We start from the raw sequence: 18,231 nt of genomic DNA on the forward strand, positions 1-18,231 counted from the left end.
AAGGTTGATAGGTCAGAGGTGTAAGCATGGTAACATGTTGAGCTGACTGATACTAATAGGTCGAGGGCTTGACCAATAAAAAAGGCTAAAACTTATGTGCAATTTTGATGGAACAAAATTTCATCAACAACCCTAAATTTTTTAGGAACGAGCAGTACGCGAAAGCAACGAGCGAAGCGTGGAGCTTGCTGGGTAGGCAAGTGAGCACTGCAGCGAGGAAGCTGACAAAGTAATGCGAAGTTAATAAGAAATTTAATATCTGGTGATGATGCTTTTAGAGGATACACCCGTTCCCATACCGAACACGATGGTTAAGCTCTAAGAGGCCGATGGTACTGCACGGGAGACTGTGTGGGAGAGTAGGAGGTTGCCAGGTAAAAAGCTTCACAGCAATGCTGTGAAGCTTTTTTGTTTTGACTTTAGTTGTAAAAAAGGAGTATATTAATCAACTTATTGGATATTATATCTTATCCTTAATAGGTGGTGTGAATATGAAAATTGACGGTTTTTTTAATACCAAAATCGAGGGTGCTAAAATAAAAAAAGTAGGAATTTATTTTTCAAGGTTTGGTATTCTTAAAGTTTATAATATTGAAGAAATAATTAGTAAAAAAGAGTCAAATGAACTTAAAGAATGGCTTGTAGAGCAATGTAAACATTAATTAAATGTGCTGTTATTTTTCAATAAAAAACAATAGAATAAAAATGGACAAGCTAAAAGGTATTGGGTTTCCCAGTGCTTTTTCATACTGTTTAATATTGAAATCGAAGTATGGGTTTTGAAGTAAAGGTCGGTAAATACATAGAGTAACACTAAGATTGTACTACGATTAAGGGATTCTGTAATGAAGATAATTTTAAGTTGAAAAGGATTTGATTCTCAACGTAAAGATGGGTGGAGGCCAGCCTTTGGACAGATAGATCAGGCACAATCACATTTAGAAAATCGATAATACAATATATGTAGCGCGTAATACATTATCATGGGGGTGCAAATATGACAATTAGGCAAAGTTTAAATAAAATACTTGCAGATAAAAATTTTCAACTATTAGAAGATAGATTAAATCAAGAGAGTATTTTTCATATATTAAATGTGCAAAAGCGTGAAGTTACACATTCTGCTTTTGTAGCGTGGTTGCTTAATCCAAGTGCTTCGCATGGAATGAACTTCAAGCCTCTTAAGAGTTTTTTACTTCAAGCATGTGGTTTAACTATGGAAGCAGTTAAGAATCAGTATATATCAAGTAATCATGAGTTTATAGACATTATTGCTTTAGATAAAATAGATTTTAATATGGTTCAGGTTCAAACTGAATTTGCTCTAAATAATAAACGTAGAATGGACATACTTGGTAGTATTACACAGAATGATGAAGATAGAGTACCAATTCTTATAATTGAATACAAAGTAGAAGCAAAAGAAACAAATCAGCAAACTAAAGAATACTCAAGTTGGGCTAAAAAGCAACCTAAATATTTAGGTAAATATGACCCTATACATATTTATCTTGTGCCTGATAATAACGATGAAAGTGAGCCAGCAGATCCGTTTGTAATAATGGATTACGATGAGTTTAATAAATGGCTCATTCATTTAAATAACTTCGAAAAAACGTCTCAAGCTGAGTTTTTAATTTCTGAGTTTAGGAGTTGTTTAAGAAAACAAGAATATATGATGGACGAAAAAATTGAAAGATTAATAGAAAATATTAAGGATAGCAATAGAGATGAGATTAGTATGTTATCAGAGGCTAAATATAATGATTTAGATGTAGAAGTAAAAAATAGTATCAGAATTCATCAAAAAGGTCTAGAGAGATTAGAAGTATTTATGCCAAACAAAGCTTCTAAGGGTACTTCTGAATTTATTAAGTTTGTTAAACATAGTATAGGAGAAAAAATATCAAAAGAACAATGGAAGTTTAATTCAACTAGTGGTTGTTTAGCAGCTAAGAATATGAACTTTTCAATCAAATTAAAGTCCTTAAATGAAGAGTTATCTAAAATATATCTTCAGTTTTGGATGGAAAGACCTAGTAATGAAAGAGGAATTTTAAAACTAGAAATAGCAGGTGGAGGTTCTCAATTAAAAGAAACTAGAGTTAAATTAGCTAATTCTTTAAGAGAATATCTTAATAAAGTTGATGGAGTGGAGCAAGGAAGAGAAGGTAGTGGAATCGTAATCTATAGAGCTCTAAATTTCCCGGGAGTTAAGAGTCTGGAAGACGATACTGAAGAAAATGTTATTAAATTTAAGGAATGTCTGATTCAAGCAATAAACTCTATTATAGAAGCAGCTTCTGAGGAGAAGTTAAATAGATGGATGGATAATGAACTGCAAAAAAATATAAATATATAATGAGAAAGGCTTTTTCACTAGTTAAAGAAATGATGATGAGAAAATTTTCGATTATCCTATAATATTACAGGGAGTAACAGAACGGTACAGTTCGCTTTCACCATACAAATCCTCTACAATACTAATGTAGTATTGTAGAGGATTTGTTTATTTGTTATATTTTGTTAATAGTTTATATGATAGCATTATAAACTATTTTAATGTTATAAATTTCCTGTGATATAATTATCATATAAATTCAGTGATTAAAAAAATTAGCCCTATCGCATTAATAATATCAAGGCATTGGAATTATGCACAAGGCTAAAGTAAGATAGTATTTGGAGTGATGTATTATGGATTATATGGATTATAAAATATTAGAGTGTTTAAAATCTAATGCTAGGATTAAAGCATCAGCAATAAGTAAGGAAATTCATTTATCAGTTTCAGCAGTTCTTGAACGTATTCGTAAAATGGAGATAAATGGTATAATAAAAAACTATACAATAGTATTAGATGAGAGTAAATTGGGAAATGATATAAGTGCTTTAATGGAAGTTAGTCTTGATCATCCAAGGTTTTATGAATCATTTACTGATGCAGTTAAAGAAAATAAGAATATAGCTTTTTGTTATTATGTAACAGGAGATTTTGATTTTATTCTTAAGATACTTTGTAAATCATCCGAAGACTTAGAGAAAATTCATCGTGAGATAAAAAGTTTAGATGGTGTGTCTAGAACAAAAACTTATTGTATTTTAAAAGATGTGAAAATGTAATGCCAGGAATACCTGGTGTAGTGTAACTTATAGATAAGATAATATTAATTTATAAAACTGCAAATTTTTCATAATATATGGCAGAATACAGTAAATATTTTTGTTAAAAGTATAATTGATAGTAAATTATGCACAAATTTTGTAAAATATTGAAAAAATTTAATTGGTAATATAATATGTATCTATATTATAAAAGTTGTAAAAGACCTTGTATATTTAGACAAAGAAGTCAAAGTTTCTATGTCTAAAAGTACGAGGTTTTTTTTATAGGAGGGAAAATAAATGGAGAACTTAGGATATTACAATGGAGAGTATGATTTAATTGAGAATATGAAAATACCGATGAATGATCGTGTATGTTATTTTGGTGATGGAGTTTATGATGCTACTTATAGTAGAAATCATATTATATTTGCATTAGATGAACATATTGATCGTTTTTTTAACAGTGCTGGTTTATTAAAAATTAAAATTCCATATACAAAGGATGAACTAAAAGACCTACTTAATGAAATGGTTCAAAAAGTTGATTGCGGCGAACAATTTGTATATTGGCAAGTTACAAGAGGAACAAGTATGCGTAATCATGCTTTCCCATCAGATGAGGTAAAAGCAAATGTTTGGATTGTATTAAAGCCAGCAAATATAAAGGACATGTCACAAAGATTAAAACTGATTACTTTAGAGGATACTAGATTTCTACATTGCAATATAAAAACTTTAAATTTATTACCAAGTGTAATGGCAGCACAAAAGACTGAAGAAATGGGATGTCACGAAGCAGTATTTCATAGAGGGGATAGGGTAACTGAATGTGCTCATAGCAATATATCTATTATAAAAGATGGTATTTTAAAAACAGCACCAGCGGATAATTTAATTTTACCAGGTATAGCAAGAGCACACCTTATAAGAATGTGTAAGAAATTTAATATTCCTGTAAATGAAACACCCTTTAATTTAAAAGAATTAATGGATGCAGATGAAGTTATAGTTACAAGTTCAGGTCAATTTTGCATGGCTGCATGTGAAATAGATAGAAAGCCTGTAGGGGGACGAGCACCAGAGATTGTTAAAAAATTGCAGGATGCATTACTTAATGAGTTTTTAGAAGAAACAAATAAGATTTGGGAGGTAACATATGACTCAAGAAGAGTTAACAATATTAAATATAGGAGAAAATCTAGATAGTTTAATGAATTTAGATCCAAGAGGATATGGAGTATGTAGAATTTTATATAGTGCAGCAAGAGAGTATACTAAAGAACCTTTAACAATGAATAGTGCTAAGAAACTACTAAACACATTAAAAGAAGATGATTTAGTTTATATAATGACAGGCTTTGTTTTATTTCCATTTAAGAAAGCAGAAATGGACGGAATTGTAAGTACAATGCTTTTAGGAAGAGCCTTAGTAAAAGGATTTAATGTGAAACCTGTGATTATATGTCCTCAAGATAATATTGAAGCAGTAAAGAATTTATCCTATACAATTGGACTTGATTTTCAAAATAATATTGAAGATTTAAAACAATATCCTTTATCATTAGCAGGTATAACATTTACAAAGGACATAAAACAAGCTGAAAAACAAGCTGATGAGCTTATAGCAAAAGGATTGCCAAGTGCAGTTATAAGTATAGAATGTCCAGGAGCTAATTCTCTTGGTGTTTATCATAATGCTATTGGACTAGACGTAAGTGAATTAGAGGCAAAGCAGGATATTATATTTACTAAATTAAAGAAAAAGGGTGTTTTAAATATAGCAATAGGTGATCTTGGAAATGAAATCGGAATGGGAACTATAAAAGAACATTTAGAAGAATATGTTCCATATGCAGCTAAAGGAAGCTGTAGCTGCGGATGTAATGGAGGGATAGTATCCAATGTGAAAGCTGACAATATTATAACTGCAACTGTTTCAGATTGGGGCTGTTATGGACTTATTGGAGCATTATCTTATTTAAAAAAAGATTTGAATATAATGCATACAAAAGAAATGGAAGAAGAAGCCATAGTTACAGCATCTAGAAGCGGTATGATAGATATGTATGGGGAGTTGATTCCGGCCATAGATGGATGTGGGTTATCGATGAATATGTCAATAGTTAATTTGATGAGAGAATGTATATCATCTGCTATGAAATTAGAAAAAACATGCACTACTTGGTTTGAAAAAGTAATTGAACTTGGTTTTTATGAAGACCGATCGCTTAAAAATAATAAAAGTGAATCACTGAAAAAGATCATTTAAAGGGGGACGGGAGTATGGACTATTCAAGAATGAAACCCTATGATGTTCGTAAATTAATACGTGAAGAGAAGATTACAACTCCAACAGCAGGAATGTGCGCAGGCTATGCGCAAGCTAATTTGGTCATCTTACCTAAGGAATTAGCATATGACTTTTTACTATTTACTCAAAGAAATCCTAAGTCTTGCCCAGTATTAGAAGTCAGTGATGTTGGAGATAAAAAACTTAAATATTTAGGGAAAGACATTGATATAACTAAGGATATCCCTAAGTATAGAGTTTATGAAGATGGAGTTTTAACTGGTGAATATACAGATATAGAAAATCTATGGAGAGAGGATTTTGTAAGTTTCTTAATTGGATGTAGTTTTTCTTTTGAATCAGAGCTTATTGAAGCAGACATTCCTATAAGGCACATTGAAGAAAATTGCAATGTGCCTATGTTTGTTACCAATATTGACTGTACACCAGCGGGAATATTTAACGGGAAAATGGTTGTAAGCATGAGGCCGATTTCCTATGACAAAATAATAAAATCAGTTTTAGTAAGTGGAGAAATGCCTAAGGTACATGGAGCACCAGTTCATATAGGAGATCCATCAATTATTGGAATAGTAGACATAAATAAACCTGATTTTGGAGATTCAGTTACTATAAAAAATAACGAAGTACCTGTGTTTTGGCCTTGCGGTGTTACACCACAAGCAGTAGTTATGAATGTTAAACCTAAAATAGTTATTACTCATTCTCCAGGTCATATGCTAATAACTGATATAAAAAATATAGATTTGAAATACTAAAGTATATGTTAGGTGCCTGCCTCTTTATGTTAGGTGCCTGCCTCTTTACATTTGAAGGGAATTAAGGTGCCAGCCTCTTTACATTTACATTTGAAGAATAGAAGAGTGAGAAAAGAGATGAAGAAGTGCTTTTTTTATATGATGCAACGGTATTGGGCAGTGGTAAATTAGGATTTGTACTGACTAATAAAAAAATTTATACTAATAAAGAAAATAAAAATATATATTTAAATGAGATAACTGATACAGGTGTAGAAGGTGATAATATTATATTTTAAAAGATAATTCAGCAGGGGGGAAATAACTTATGAAAGCTTTTAAAAAAGACTGGTGGAAGTTTATATTAATTATTATTGTAAGTAGTTTTTTCAATATGGCTTTACATGGACTACTATCACCGCTTAATTCATCGAATACATCTTATTTTGAACCAAGTTTCTTTGTTGAAAATGGTATACTTATACCTGCTGTAATTGTTTGGGAATTACTGGCTTTTGGTATACTAGCGTTAATTTATATCCTAATTCAAGATAATCTTTTAGGTAAAAGGTGGATAAAAGGTTTTTTATATGGAGTTTCCTTTGGGGGCTTATACTTTAAAAATATATGCAGAAATCTTAAGCTAAACAGATTCGTAACTGAAAATATTAACTCATACATGTAATATTTCGTCCTTGATTGCAAAAAACAATCCTTTATTCATAGCTTAAGTGAGATAAGATAAAAGCTATAAAATAAAAAAATTTTAAATCCCGGGGGGAATTATCAGGACTGAAGGGACTGATTGCTACGCTAAAAACATAAAAGGAGCATTTATCACTTCCTCCCTTGAATTTAGGGGGGGATATTCTAGTGAACGAGTTCATCTTGACCCTTTTGACAGCTATATGGATTAATCCTGTTGTGTTATGGGCATTTCCATGTTCTCGTTTGCAATAATTTTTACGGAATATCGTAATATTTGGATTTATAGATTGACGGATAGTTTGCACGTCTAGTATAATATAAAGTACCCGGTGGTGGTATGCGAAGTTTTATTTTTAAGGTGTTTTTTATGAACAAAATTTAAAAGTTTATTCATAAGTAGGCATGGATTTTACTCGTCGTATACTATGGTGTTTTGGAGGTAATTTGGTTTAAGCTGGTATTTGTGGCAGCCTTAATGGGGATTTTACATTCCAAATTGTTTTTTCCTGGAGTAGTGTTATTGAAGTATCATTTGTTTTTGTAAGAAAGATTATTATAACTACAATGCTAACTATAATACTTGGTATTATATACAATATATATTGTTTAGAGGAAGGGGTAAGGTGATTTAAGTGATTAGAGGTCTTACACAAATTTTATTCCTAATAGTATTCTTATTATTAATGATTATAGGCAAAGCGCAGTTATGGATGGGTTTTATTTTTCTATCAATTATTTTAGCTGCATTTTTCGGAAGATTCTACTGTGGGTGGGCATGTCCAATTAATACAGTTATGAGGCCCTTTGTTTGGATAAGTAAAAAGCTTGGATGGCAGAGAAAACAAGTTCCTGAAGTTTTGAAATCAGGTAAAATCCGTATTGTTGTATTTGCTTTCTTCTTGGTGGGACTGGGATATACAATCTATACAATAACACAGGGGAGAAAATTTCCTCTTCCTCTTATCATCATACCACTAGGGGTCATTACTGCAGTATTTATTAATGAAAGGTCATGGCACCGTTATCTTTGTCCCTGGGGTGTATTATTCAGCATAACTGCCAGGTTTTCAAAGAGAGGTGTAATAGCGGAGAGTGGATGTTTGAGATGTTCAGCTTGTGAACGGATTTGTCCTGGGGATGCGATTATAGTAAAAGAGATCAGTAAGGCTTCAATTGATCCGACACATTGCTTACTATGTCTGAAGTGTAAAAAAACTTGCCCTTTAAATATGTTGAACTATAAAAATTCAATAAGTAATGATGTTTAAATTCTAGGAGTATTTGTATTCTGTATATTTATAAAATGGAAATTAAAGTGTATTTTATGTTATCTTAGACAGATTAAAATGTACCGTATAGAATAGACAATTAAAAAGAGTCTACTCTATAGGGTACATTTTAAATGTTTTGAGGGGATTTTTTTAAAAGGGAGTGGTACTTTTACGCAGAACTAAAGGGTATTTGGATATTTGTTTAATTCTGCGTAAAGGCTTATAGGTTTTATGAAGATTAAGATTATGACTATTAGGTTACTCTCTGTTTCTAAAAATAACTCCTACTGGTAATACTATATTTTAATCAGATATGCTTATTTAATATTAAAGCTACTCATAAAATATAAATTATATATTTGGTATAGAGCTTAATTTAATTATATAACATTGATGCAATTAGAAAACTTTTTAGAATAATATCCAGATTTTTAGACCTTTCATGAAATATATGAGGGAAAATGTGAAAATGACCTCTACAGAACATGGAAGTTTTTCACACTTATAGAAAGATAGAATATTAAATAGTATAATTAAATTTGATTTTGAGAATATGAAAATGGCTTTAAATTTACTAACATTTCACAAAGTGAATTTGTCTCAAATTAAATAGGCATCGGGCCTATCTAATTCTATTATCAACGCTTGGATTATTAGTATTGGTTTGAATTATATTGCAAAACATGCATAAGAGAACATTTAATAGAGGTAATGTTTAGTATGAATGAGGAGTTAACAAAAAATGCCGAGGTATGCTATCGGCTGGCTGAGCAGAAGGCTGCTCATTATTTTAAATCGCTTTATGTGCAGGTCATGCAAAAGACCTATGTCCCTATCCTAACAAAAGATATACAATCGTGGAAACACAACCATATTCATCATCATTCTTTATTATCCTTTTTTTCTCGTGGAAAGAGAAAACCTGATGTCCAGGAATATCGCAGTTATATCCAATGGCTCCATTATACAGGCAAACTAGATAATTACTTGGACCGAAGCATCTCATATATTTTCATGCGAGATCTGGGTAAGGCCCTGGACTCACCTGACACACAGATTCGGGTTCGACGTGCAGTTGATAGTTTAAAAAATCACCTGACCTCTTCCAATGAAAAAAATCGAGGAGACAAAACTGACACGGTTAGCATGGCGGGGTTGTACCGGAAGGCCCAGAAGGAAGGTGTTGAATCTACCATGATCTGGGTCATGGACAAACTAAAGACTGTATCCGCCAATATTCCAAAGGAGATGGATGTTGAGCAAGCCCAGCGAAAACTTATCAAAATTATTGGTGGGGTAATTATGCACCAGGTTGAAGAGATGGGCGATGATATATCGCCTGAAGAACGTACTCGAAAACTTGATGAAGCTATTCGACTAGGCTATTCCTATGGTCTGACCTATCCCTTCATTGACGATCTTTTGGATGCCAAAGTCTTATCAGCTAAAGAGAAAAAACAATATTCTGATTTGATACGTACCACACTTATCACAGGAGCTGTACCGGAATTGGGCGAGTGGGATGGAAATAATATATACCTAATCAGATATATTCATTCTGAACTACGAGATGCCTTTGAGTATATTAAGGCCCATCAGAGGCCAGAGACAATGAAATCATTTTTCGAGCAGTCCTATGTGTTTTTTAATTCTCAGGAAGTGGACCGTATAAAGGATCTATCCAATGCAGATTATACCAACGAAGAGCTTTATATACCGATTATTTTAAAATCCGCTTCTTCTCGATTGATTGTCCGTTCAGTAATCAGTGCTCCTGAAGATGAGGGTTTTGACAACCGAACATTCTTTTATGGAATTTACAACCAGCTAGCGGATGATTTTACAGATATGTTTGATGACATGAAGGACGGTGCCGTGACACCCTATACCTATTATATGAAATATCATGATAAGCGTTTGGATCTTATAAATCCCTTTGAATTATACTGGACGGTCATCTCCAATTTGATCCATAACGTGTATCATTCAGATACCAAGACCTGTGAGGTAATTCTGGACCGTGCAATAAACGGTTTGAAACGATTTAAAGAACGAATGGGAACCCAAAAATACAATGAAGTTATGGAGCTATTTGCTTGTGAAAATCCGAAATTTAGTAGTCTAATCCAAAGTATGGTTAGAAAAGCGGATGATGTGGATTTCTTTGACAAACTGCTTCGGGATCATATGATTACCATTCTGAAGAATGAGCGGAAGGAGCAGGAAGACTTTTTAGATACTATCGAAACTATACGCAGTCAAATTAACAATATCTTAAATATCCCTAAAATCGAGAATATTTCTCTGATGAAGGAGTCAATAATTGATGCTGCAAATTACAGTCTGGAAGGCGATGGAAAGCGGTTAAGGCCAATAGTGACTTGGGTCATGGGCGTTAACGAGTATGGATTAAATAAGTCGGCAATCGTGCCACTTATAAGATCATTGGAATATATGCATACTGCATCCTTAATCTTCGATGATCTCCCATCTCAGGATAATGCACTTACTAGGAGGGGGCGTCCAACGCTACACCAGGTATATAACATTGCTACAGCTGAGTTAACCAGTCTCTTTCTGACTCAGAAGGCTATTGAGGAACAAGCATCTCTTGACCAGTTTGATTCAAAAACTGTGCTTAATTTGATTCGATATTCGGCCCAAATAGCAGAGAATATGTGCAGAGGACAGGCGATGGACTTGGATTCCAAAGGGAAGCAATTAACACTAGAACAATTGAATATGATGTGTTTTTATAAAACCGGGATAGCATTCGAAGCTTCCCTCATAATGCCTGCAATTCTCGCCAATGCAGAGGAGTTAGAAATTGAAGCTTTGAAAAAGTTTGCCCATTATGCCGGCATTGCCTTTCAGATTAAGGATGATCTGCTTGATGTTGAAGGAGATCCTATTTTACTCGGAAAATCCACTGGCAAAGATGCTGAAAATAACAATTCCACTTTTGTGTCAATCCTAGGTCAGGAAGGTGCCAGAAAAGAGATGTGGGAATATTACTGTCTTGCAATGGAAGCGTTGCAAGAGGTGCTGCGCAATACTACTTTTTTGAAGCATTTATTAAATTATATTGTGAATCGGGACCATTAAGAGTTTGTCAAAATTGGAGTGGAGATATTTTGGATTTTACCTGTAAACAATGAACTACCTTTGGGTGGTTCTTTTTTTGTTTTAATGAAGGTTAACGTATTGTAAATTAAAGAAGGGGCAATAAATCACCAAGCACCCCATTGCCCCTGGGCATAAATAAAACTTACTCTATAACCTGTAATATTCCCATTGCAATCATCATGATACCAGCTAGTATTGTAGCAATTCTCTTATCTATTTTCAGTTTACTTAAAAGTCCTATAGTGTAATTACCTGAAATGAAGATAAGGAAACTTATTACAAAGAAAGCTAAGCCTACTGCGACTGGATGGTAACCAACCAAGCCTACTCCTACCGAACCGCCTATATCATCAAGAGCTAAAGCTGTCCCTATAGAAATTGATTCTTTGTAGCTTAAGGTTTGTATTTTATCAGTTTTGTTTTTTTTCTTGATGAAGGGTTCAAGTATTAATTTGATACCTGTTCCGGATATTAGAAGCATGCTTAGTATTGAGGCTATATCATTGTTTAAAAAATGAGAAATTACATTGCCAGACAAAGAGGCTATAAAAGAAACTGTAAATGCCATTAAAGATATGAGAAGATTTTTTATTAGCTGAACCTTTATTCCTCCAATACTATAAGCTATTCTTATGCCGATATTGTCAAAGCTGTTAATAAAAGCTATAAAGAGTAGATAAATAGTAGTTTTCAAAATAGTCTTCACCTCCTTATAATAAGTACCTGCCTATTAATTTAAAATTATTAGGTTGGAAGAGGTTAAACTATTGTTGAATGTATTGTATGTAAATATGTAGAATTATGTTACATTTTAACAAAAAAGGTATTCTGAAAGCTGAAGTGGATTTATACTGCAAAATCAGTCATTAGAAAGTTTATTTCTTAACTTTGATTAAATGTATTTTTCTTGAATAATATTGAAATAAGAGAGAATAAAGGGATTAATTAGATAAAGATAAAGCCATACAATGCACTAATAATTAGGTGTTGACCAATAGATATAATAATGTTAAAATATAGCAAATATTATGAGGTGAGTATATGTTTATAAATTATTGTTTAATCAAAAAACTTCATCACCATCACAGGAAGCACTTGTAACCTTGAATGTATTTCACAGGTACAAGTGCTATTGGTGCTTGTACCTGTGGTGTTATCTATATAAGTAGAACTCTACAGGTATTTAATAGATACTGTGTAGAGTTCTTTTGTTTTTTTGTAGTTAATAATTTTAAAAAATAAAGGAGAGATTTATATGTCAGTAGAGTTAAGAAATTTAAAAGGAACAAGGGACTTTATTAAAGGTGAGCAAAGAATTAGAAATGAGATTATTAGAAAACTTCAACAAATATTTGAAAACTATGGGTATCAGCCAATTGAAACACCAATAATCTGTAAGTATGATATATTGGCTTCAAAATATGCAGGTGGTGATGAAATACTGAAAGAAGTATATAAATTTAAAGACCAAGGACAGAGAGATATTGGATTAAGGTACGACCTAACAGTTCCATTTGCCAGAGTAGTAGGAATGAACCCAAATATAAAAATGCTCTTTAAAAGATATGAAATAGGAAAGGTTTTTCGTAATGGTCCTGTTAAAACTGGACGGAGCAGAGAATTTATTCAATGTGATGTAGATATGGTAGGGGTAAAGTCAATGTTGGCGGAAACAGAACTAATGATAATGGCAAGTGATATATATAAAACTCTTGGTCTTGACGTTTATATATCTTTTAATAATAGAAAGCTTTTATCAGGAATAATAAAAACCATAGGAGTAAGAGAAGAACTTGAAGGAAGTGTGATATTAAGTTTGGATAAGCTTGAAAAAATTGGGAAAGGTGGTGTCAGAAATGAACTTATTGAAAAAGGATTATTGGATGAAGATATAGTAAAATTATTTTCGCTTTTAATGATGAATGAGAGTGATTTACTTGAAAAATTACGTAGCAATCCACTTAACGAACTCATAGAACAGGGAATAAAGGAGTTAGATGAACTGCTATACTATATAGAGTTATTGGGAATAAAAGATATTTGTAGATTTACACCTTGTCTTGCAAGAGGGCTTGAAATATATACTGGTACGGTTTTTGAGATATTTCTCTCTGACGGAAGCATTAGTTCAAGTTTAAGTGGCGGAGGAAGGTATGATAAGATAATAGGAGCATTTTTAAACAATGGGAATGAATATCCAGCAGTTGGAATAACTTTTGGTCTTGATGTAATATATTCAGCTTTAGAGGCTAAAGGCATAGAAATTGATAGTTCACCAGTACAAGTGTATATAATTCCGCTTGGAACAGAGATTGAATCACTCGGATTATTAACAAGGTTAAGAAGACAAGGAATTTCAGCGGATATTGAAATGGATAAAAGAAAGTTAAGAAAAAGTCTTGAATATGCAGGAAAACAAGAAATTCCTTTTGTAATAGTTATTGGTGAAGATGAAATAAAAAATGGAAAAGTTAGAATCAAAAATATGAAAGAAAGTACCGATGAAGAAATTGATATAGATAAGATTGAATTTTTCTTTAAGTGATTTCTTATTGATTTGTAAAGACTGAATAATTTTCCTGTTTTATGAACAAAGTTACTTATACCATATGGCTATGGCTTGAGAAAATTGAGGATATAACTCTTGATGGAGAAATATCTTACATGAAATCTTCAGATGGGATTAAGTCCAAATTTATGGAATATATAATCAAAATGTCTGAAGTAATAGGAAAATACGAACTACATCAAACAGATAGTCTTGTAAAAAAGACTTGTGATTATGTTTTAAATCATGTTGAAGAGAATATAAGCCTCAAAAAAATAGCGAAGGAGGTACATGCAAGTAAGGACTATATAGGAAAACTTTTTAAGCAGAAGACTGGATGTAATTTTAATCAATATGTCACAAAGATTAAAATGGAGCATGTAAAATATCTTATAAAACTCGGCAGCTATAAGAACTACGAAGTTAGTGAAAAACTAGGTTATAGCAATACTGATTACTTTTGTTGTTTGTTTAAAAAATATACCGGATATACCCCAGAGAATTCAGGAAAAACTATTTAGAAAAAATACTTTTCAATAAGATAAATTAAATTCACTTTTTTGCAGGGTAAAATTACTGTTTTTTTATGTTTATTTATTTTAACATAAGATGTAGTATTAACATATAAATAATGTTAAGATATATTTAAAAGTTGAATTAATAAAGAGTAGCAAGGACGCTATGAGAAATGGTTATCCATTATGTGGGTATATATATTTTTCATAGCTCTTTTTATTATATTTGAATTGATTTATAGATTAAATTGATTAAGCTAGCAAAGGCGCTATAAGAAATGATTATCTGTTAATGCGGATATATGCATTTTTTATAGTGCCTTTTGTTATATACGATGTTATTAGTAAAGGTAATTGAATGGATTAAGAAAGACGTTTTGTTGGAAGGATTAAGCTAGATGATAAGATGGAAGACGGTAGTGCAGCACAAGAGATGACGGCTACTTTAGAAGAGGGAGCAAATTTTAATGAAATAGCTCAAAAAATATAACGTAGAGGAACTTTCCTTAAATACTAATTTTTAAAGATTGGAAAGTATCTAAAAAACTTTAAAAAGGAGGGGGAGATGTTATGCATATGGCAGATGCTTTAATATCACCAGTGGTTGGTAGCACAATGCTAGTAGCCACTGGTGGGGTTACAGCTTATTCTATAAAAAGACTTAAGATTGAGGAAAAGGAAAACAAGCTTCCTCTTATGGGAGTTATGGGTGCTTTTGTTTTTACTGCTCAAATGATTAATTTTTCAATTCCAGGGACTGGATCTAGTGGGCATTTGGCAGGGGGATTACTACTTGCTGCACTACTAGGTCCTTATGGTGGTTTTTTAACCATGTTATCAATTCTGCTGATTCAAAGTTTAGTTTTTGGAGATGGAGGCTTGTTAGCACTAGGTTGTAATGTAATAAATCTAGGATTTATGGGCTGTATTATTTCATATCCATTAATATACAAAAGGATTATTACCAAGAGCTATACCACAAAGAGGATTTTTACAGCATCTATAATATCTTCAGTAGTAGCACTACAACTTGGTGCATTTAGTGTAGTAATTGAAACATTATTATCGGGAGTTACACAATTACCTTTTTCAACTTTTGCGATTTTTATGCAGCCTATACATTTACTTATTGGTATAGTTGAAGGGGTTGCAACAGGCATGGTTATAAACTTTGTTTGGAAAAGTCGTCCTGATTTATTAGAAAAGATTGACGAGAAGAGCAGTGGAGTATTAAAGAAAAATATAATAGAAGTATTTTTAATTGTAGCTATGATTCTTGGTGGAGTAGTATCTTGGTTTGCATCAGAAAAGCCAGATGGGTTAGAGTGGTCCGTGGAAAAAACAGCTGGGGTAGAAAAGCTTGAGAAGAGTAGTAAACTTCATAACGTCGCAGCAGAGGTGCAAGATAAAATAGTGATTTTGCCTGATTATAATTTTAAGTCACAGGAATTAGTAGAGAAGTTCTCAAAAATAGGCACCAGTGTAGCTGGTATAGTAGGTATGGCATTAACAGCAGTATTTACATTGGCTATAGGATTTGGAATTAAGAAACACTCGAAGAGAAAGAAAAGGTATAAACTAGATTATGGTAGATATCAATAATGTTTTATATAGGATAAGAGCCATAGATGATATGGGTGATCAGGATACTTGGATACATAGAATTAACCCAACAGTAAAATTAATAGTAACCTTTTTCTATGTTATTAAGGTAATTGCTTTAAAAGAATTTTATTTAAGAGATATAATTTCCATTATTTTATATATTACAATAATAACTTTAATGTCCAAGGTATCTATAAAACCTATATTGAAAAGGGCTCTTATAGTTCTTCCTGTAGTAATTGGAATTGGGGGGATTAACTTATTTTTTTATTTTACTTACAGTCAAATGATATTATCAGCATTATTGTTGTTTAAGGGGTTATTTTCAGTAATAGGAGTACTACTATTTATATCTACTACTGGGATAAACAATGTGGCAGCAGCATTAAGAACTTTAAAGGTACCTAAGATATTGGTAGCTCAGTTACTATTAACTTATAGATATATTATGGTATTATTAGAAGAAGGATATAGGTTAAAATGTGCATATGAGCTTAGAACTGGAAATAAAACTAAAATAGATATAAAGGTATGGGGACAGATAATTGGACAAATGTTATTAAGATCCATTGATAGAGCTGAAATGGTATATTCAGCAATGAAATTAAGAGGCTTTGAAGGAGAGTATTATATTTCTTGTGGACAAAGACTTAAAAGTTGGGATATTTTATATACTATCATATGTATAACTTTATTTATCCTTTTATAGACGTAGATGTGGGGGAGTATATATGGATAATTTTAGTATAAGATTAAGCAATGTATCTTATGAATATCCTGATGGGTTTAGAGCGATAGATAACCTTTCATTTTCTTTAAGAAGAGGGGAAAATGTAGCATTAATTGGTGCTAATGGAGCTGGTAAATCTACTATTTTACAGTTAATCACAGGATTATTTATCGCTAAGAGAGGTGAAATTTCCATAAATGGTTTAGAATTAAATAAGAAGAATTTAAAAAATATAAGAAGAGAAATGGGGTTTATATTTCAAGATTCTGATAATCAACTATTTATGAATACCGTTTATGATGATATAGCTTTTGGACTTAGGAACTTATATAAGGATGAAGAAATAGTAAATGAAAAGGTAAATCATATTTTAAAAGCAACTTCAATTGAACATTTGAGGGACAAACATATATATAAGCTTTCAGGTGGTCAGAAGCGTACCGTTGCTATAGCAGGAATACTAGCAATGAATCCAAGTGTTATATTGATGGATGAGCCTACAGCTTCATTAGATCCTAAATCAAGAAGAGGATTGATTAATCTTTTAAAGACTTTACCGCAGAGTAAGTTAATAGCCACCCATGATTTAGATATGGTGCTGGATTTATGTGAGAGGGTTATTGTTTTAAGTGAGGGAAAAATAATAGCCGATGGAGATGCAAATACACTTCTTAGTGATGAGGGGTTAATGGATAGATGTAATTTAGAATTACCTTTATGCATGCAATATTAGGTGCCTGCCTCTTTACATTTACTTTTATAAAGTGAAATCTAACTTAAGCTAAGCAGATTCGATAAATGCTTAGCTTTATTACTATAGTTTCAGAGTAAAGCTGAATTTTTTATAGGGTTTACACAGGAGGGGGGCGGTGTAAGTATGATGTAGCAGCATTTTGTTGTTTTCCTATTATGTGTTAGTTAGATATTAAAGAAACAGTAGTAGATGTAAATGCTAAAAATATTTTAAATATTTTGCTTTCATATTTAGAGGCAAAATAAAAAAGGGAATAATATTAACTATTATCATACTTATATTAATATTTTTTGTTCTTCTATTTTTGGATTATAGTTATTTCAATATGTTGATAGATCCTTTAGTTCATGCTAAGTCTAGTTATAGCAACTATATCTTTCGTATAAATCTACCTAGCGTATCACTAATAGGATAGTTGACAATAAACGAGGAAAAAAGATAAATATCGAGATATTTTGACAATACGATATAAAAGCACTTTTTTGTTATTAGTTTATGTGATAAGATAGTCTATGTCGCTGCGGTGAGCAAGCGGCAGGAAAGTCAACAACAAAGTGCTGACAACAGCTTTAGATGTGATAAGATATCACTTGTCGGTTTAACTCGACAAACTAAAAGTAGTTTCTCTATAGATGTCAATTAAACTTTAAAAATTATAAAAAAAGTTGTTGACAGAGAAATGAAAAGCTGATAAGATAGTCAAGCGGTCAGTTGATGACACGCAAAAACAACTTGGTCTTTGAAAATTAAACAGAGGAAATTAAGTACAGCAATTCTTTTGAGAGCATAGAGATTAAACTTTTAAATTGAGAGTTTGA

The 18,231-nt window shown here is 32.0% G+C and carries 16 protein-coding genes and 2 rRNA genes; 17 read left to right on the forward strand and 1 reads right to left on the reverse strand.

The genetic code is table 11. The annotated features are described in order from the left end of the window. From CPJCM30710_RS16685 to CPJCM30710_RS16740, 12 genes are all read left to right on the forward strand, one after another. Window positions 1–76: ribosomal RNA gene (locus tag CPJCM30710_RS16685) — 23S ribosomal RNA — on the forward strand; the annotation flags it as partial. A 182-nt stretch (window positions 77–258) separates the two neighbouring features. Beyond that, window positions 259–376: ribosomal RNA gene (gene rrf, locus CPJCM30710_RS16690) — 5S ribosomal RNA — on the forward strand. 115 nt (window positions 377–491) lie between these two features. After that, window positions 492–662, forward strand: coding sequence for a hypothetical protein (locus CPJCM30710_RS16695; protein WP_212905293.1), 171 nt, complete (start codon window positions 492–494; stop codon window positions 660–662). A gap of 335 nt (window positions 663–997) precedes the next feature. After that, a complete protein-coding gene (locus CPJCM30710_RS16700; protein ID WP_212905294.1) occupies window positions 998–2,362 on the forward strand; it encodes a PDDEXK-like family protein in 1,365 nt (454 codons plus the stop codon). Window positions 2,363–2,697: 335 nt separating this feature from the next. Further along, window positions 2,698–3,123 (forward strand): Lrp/AsnC family transcriptional regulator, encoded by a 426-nt coding sequence (locus tag CPJCM30710_RS16705; RefSeq protein WP_212905295.1) that lies wholly within the window; start codon window positions 2,698–2,700, stop codon window positions 3,121–3,123. Between the two features lie 282 nt (window positions 3,124–3,405). Further along, window positions 3,406–4,314, forward strand: coding sequence for a D-amino acid aminotransferase (locus CPJCM30710_RS16710; RefSeq protein WP_212905296.1), 909 nt, complete (start codon window positions 3,406–3,408; stop codon window positions 4,312–4,314). Then, entirely contained in the window at window positions 4,265–5,377 is a 1,113-nt protein-coding gene (locus tag CPJCM30710_RS16715) for a DUF4392 domain-containing protein (protein ID WP_212905297.1), read from the forward strand. Before CPJCM30710_RS16710 ends, CPJCM30710_RS16715 begins: the two co-directional genes overlap by 50 nt. A 14-nt stretch (window positions 5,378–5,391) precedes the next feature. Beyond that, entirely contained in the window at window positions 5,392–6,177 is a 786-nt protein-coding gene (locus tag CPJCM30710_RS16720; protein ID WP_212905298.1) for a putative hydro-lyase, read from the forward strand. Between the two features lie 125 nt (window positions 6,178–6,302). Further along, the gene (locus CPJCM30710_RS16725) at window positions 6,303–6,455 is read left to right on the forward strand and encodes a hypothetical protein (protein WP_212905299.1); all 153 of its coding nucleotides are present in this window, start codon (window positions 6,303–6,305) and stop codon (window positions 6,453–6,455) included. Between the two features lie 29 nt (window positions 6,456–6,484). Continuing rightward, the gene (locus CPJCM30710_RS16730) at window positions 6,485–6,841 is read left to right on the forward strand and encodes a hypothetical protein (protein WP_212905300.1); all 357 of its coding nucleotides are present in this window, start codon (window positions 6,485–6,487) and stop codon (window positions 6,839–6,841) included. 655 nt (window positions 6,842–7,496) lie between these two features. Beyond that, entirely contained in the window at window positions 7,497–8,132 is a 636-nt protein-coding gene (locus CPJCM30710_RS16735) for a 4Fe-4S binding protein (protein ID WP_212905301.1), read from the forward strand. A 723-nt stretch (window positions 8,133–8,855) separates the two neighbouring features. Further along, the gene (locus CPJCM30710_RS16740) at window positions 8,856–11,240 is read left to right on the forward strand and encodes a polyprenyl synthetase family protein (RefSeq protein WP_212905302.1); all 2,385 of its coding nucleotides are present in this window, start codon (window positions 8,856–8,858) and stop codon (window positions 11,238–11,240) included. Between the two features lie 163 nt (window positions 11,241–11,403). On the opposite strand, the gene CPJCM30710_RS16745 is transcribed toward CPJCM30710_RS16740, so the two are convergent. Beyond that, the gene (locus CPJCM30710_RS16745; protein ID WP_212905303.1) at window positions 11,404–11,955 is read right to left on the reverse strand and encodes a manganese efflux pump; all 552 of its coding nucleotides are present in this window, start codon (window positions 11,953–11,955) and stop codon (window positions 11,404–11,406) included. Between the two features lie 561 nt (window positions 11,956–12,516). Between CPJCM30710_RS16745 and CPJCM30710_RS16750 the strand changes: the two genes are divergently transcribed. From CPJCM30710_RS16750 to CPJCM30710_RS16770, 5 genes are all read left to right on the forward strand, one after another. After that, window positions 12,517–13,806, forward strand: coding sequence for a histidine--tRNA ligase (locus tag CPJCM30710_RS16750; protein WP_212905304.1), 1,290 nt, complete (start codon window positions 12,517–12,519; stop codon window positions 13,804–13,806). 119 nt (window positions 13,807–13,925) lie between these two features. Next, the gene (locus tag CPJCM30710_RS16755) at window positions 13,926–14,330 is read left to right on the forward strand and encodes a helix-turn-helix transcriptional regulator (RefSeq protein WP_246503574.1); all 405 of its coding nucleotides are present in this window, start codon (window positions 13,926–13,928) and stop codon (window positions 14,328–14,330) included. A gap of 564 nt (window positions 14,331–14,894) precedes the next feature. Next, window positions 14,895–15,926: an energy-coupling factor ABC transporter permease gene (locus CPJCM30710_RS16760; RefSeq protein ID WP_212905306.1), complete on the forward strand. Its 1,032-nt coding sequence runs from the start codon at window positions 14,895–14,897 to the stop codon at window positions 15,924–15,926. Continuing rightward, window positions 15,910–16,638, forward strand: coding sequence for an energy-coupling factor transporter transmembrane component T family protein (locus tag CPJCM30710_RS16765; protein WP_212905307.1), 729 nt, complete (start codon window positions 15,910–15,912; stop codon window positions 16,636–16,638). The genes CPJCM30710_RS16760 and CPJCM30710_RS16765 overlap by 17 nt, the downstream gene beginning before the upstream one ends. Window positions 16,639–16,660: 22 nt before the next feature. Next, window positions 16,661–17,392 carry an energy-coupling factor ABC transporter ATP-binding protein gene (locus CPJCM30710_RS16770; protein ID WP_212905308.1) on the forward strand — a complete coding sequence of 244 codons (732 nt, stop codon included), beginning with the start codon at window positions 16,661–16,663 and terminating at the stop codon, window positions 17,390–17,392. Window positions 17,393–18,231 lie beyond the last annotated feature (839 nt).

The organism is Clostridium polyendosporum (assembly GCF_018332455.1).
Lineage (GTDB): Bacteria > Bacillota > Clostridia > Clostridiales > Clostridiaceae > Clostridium_AY > Clostridium_AY polyendosporum.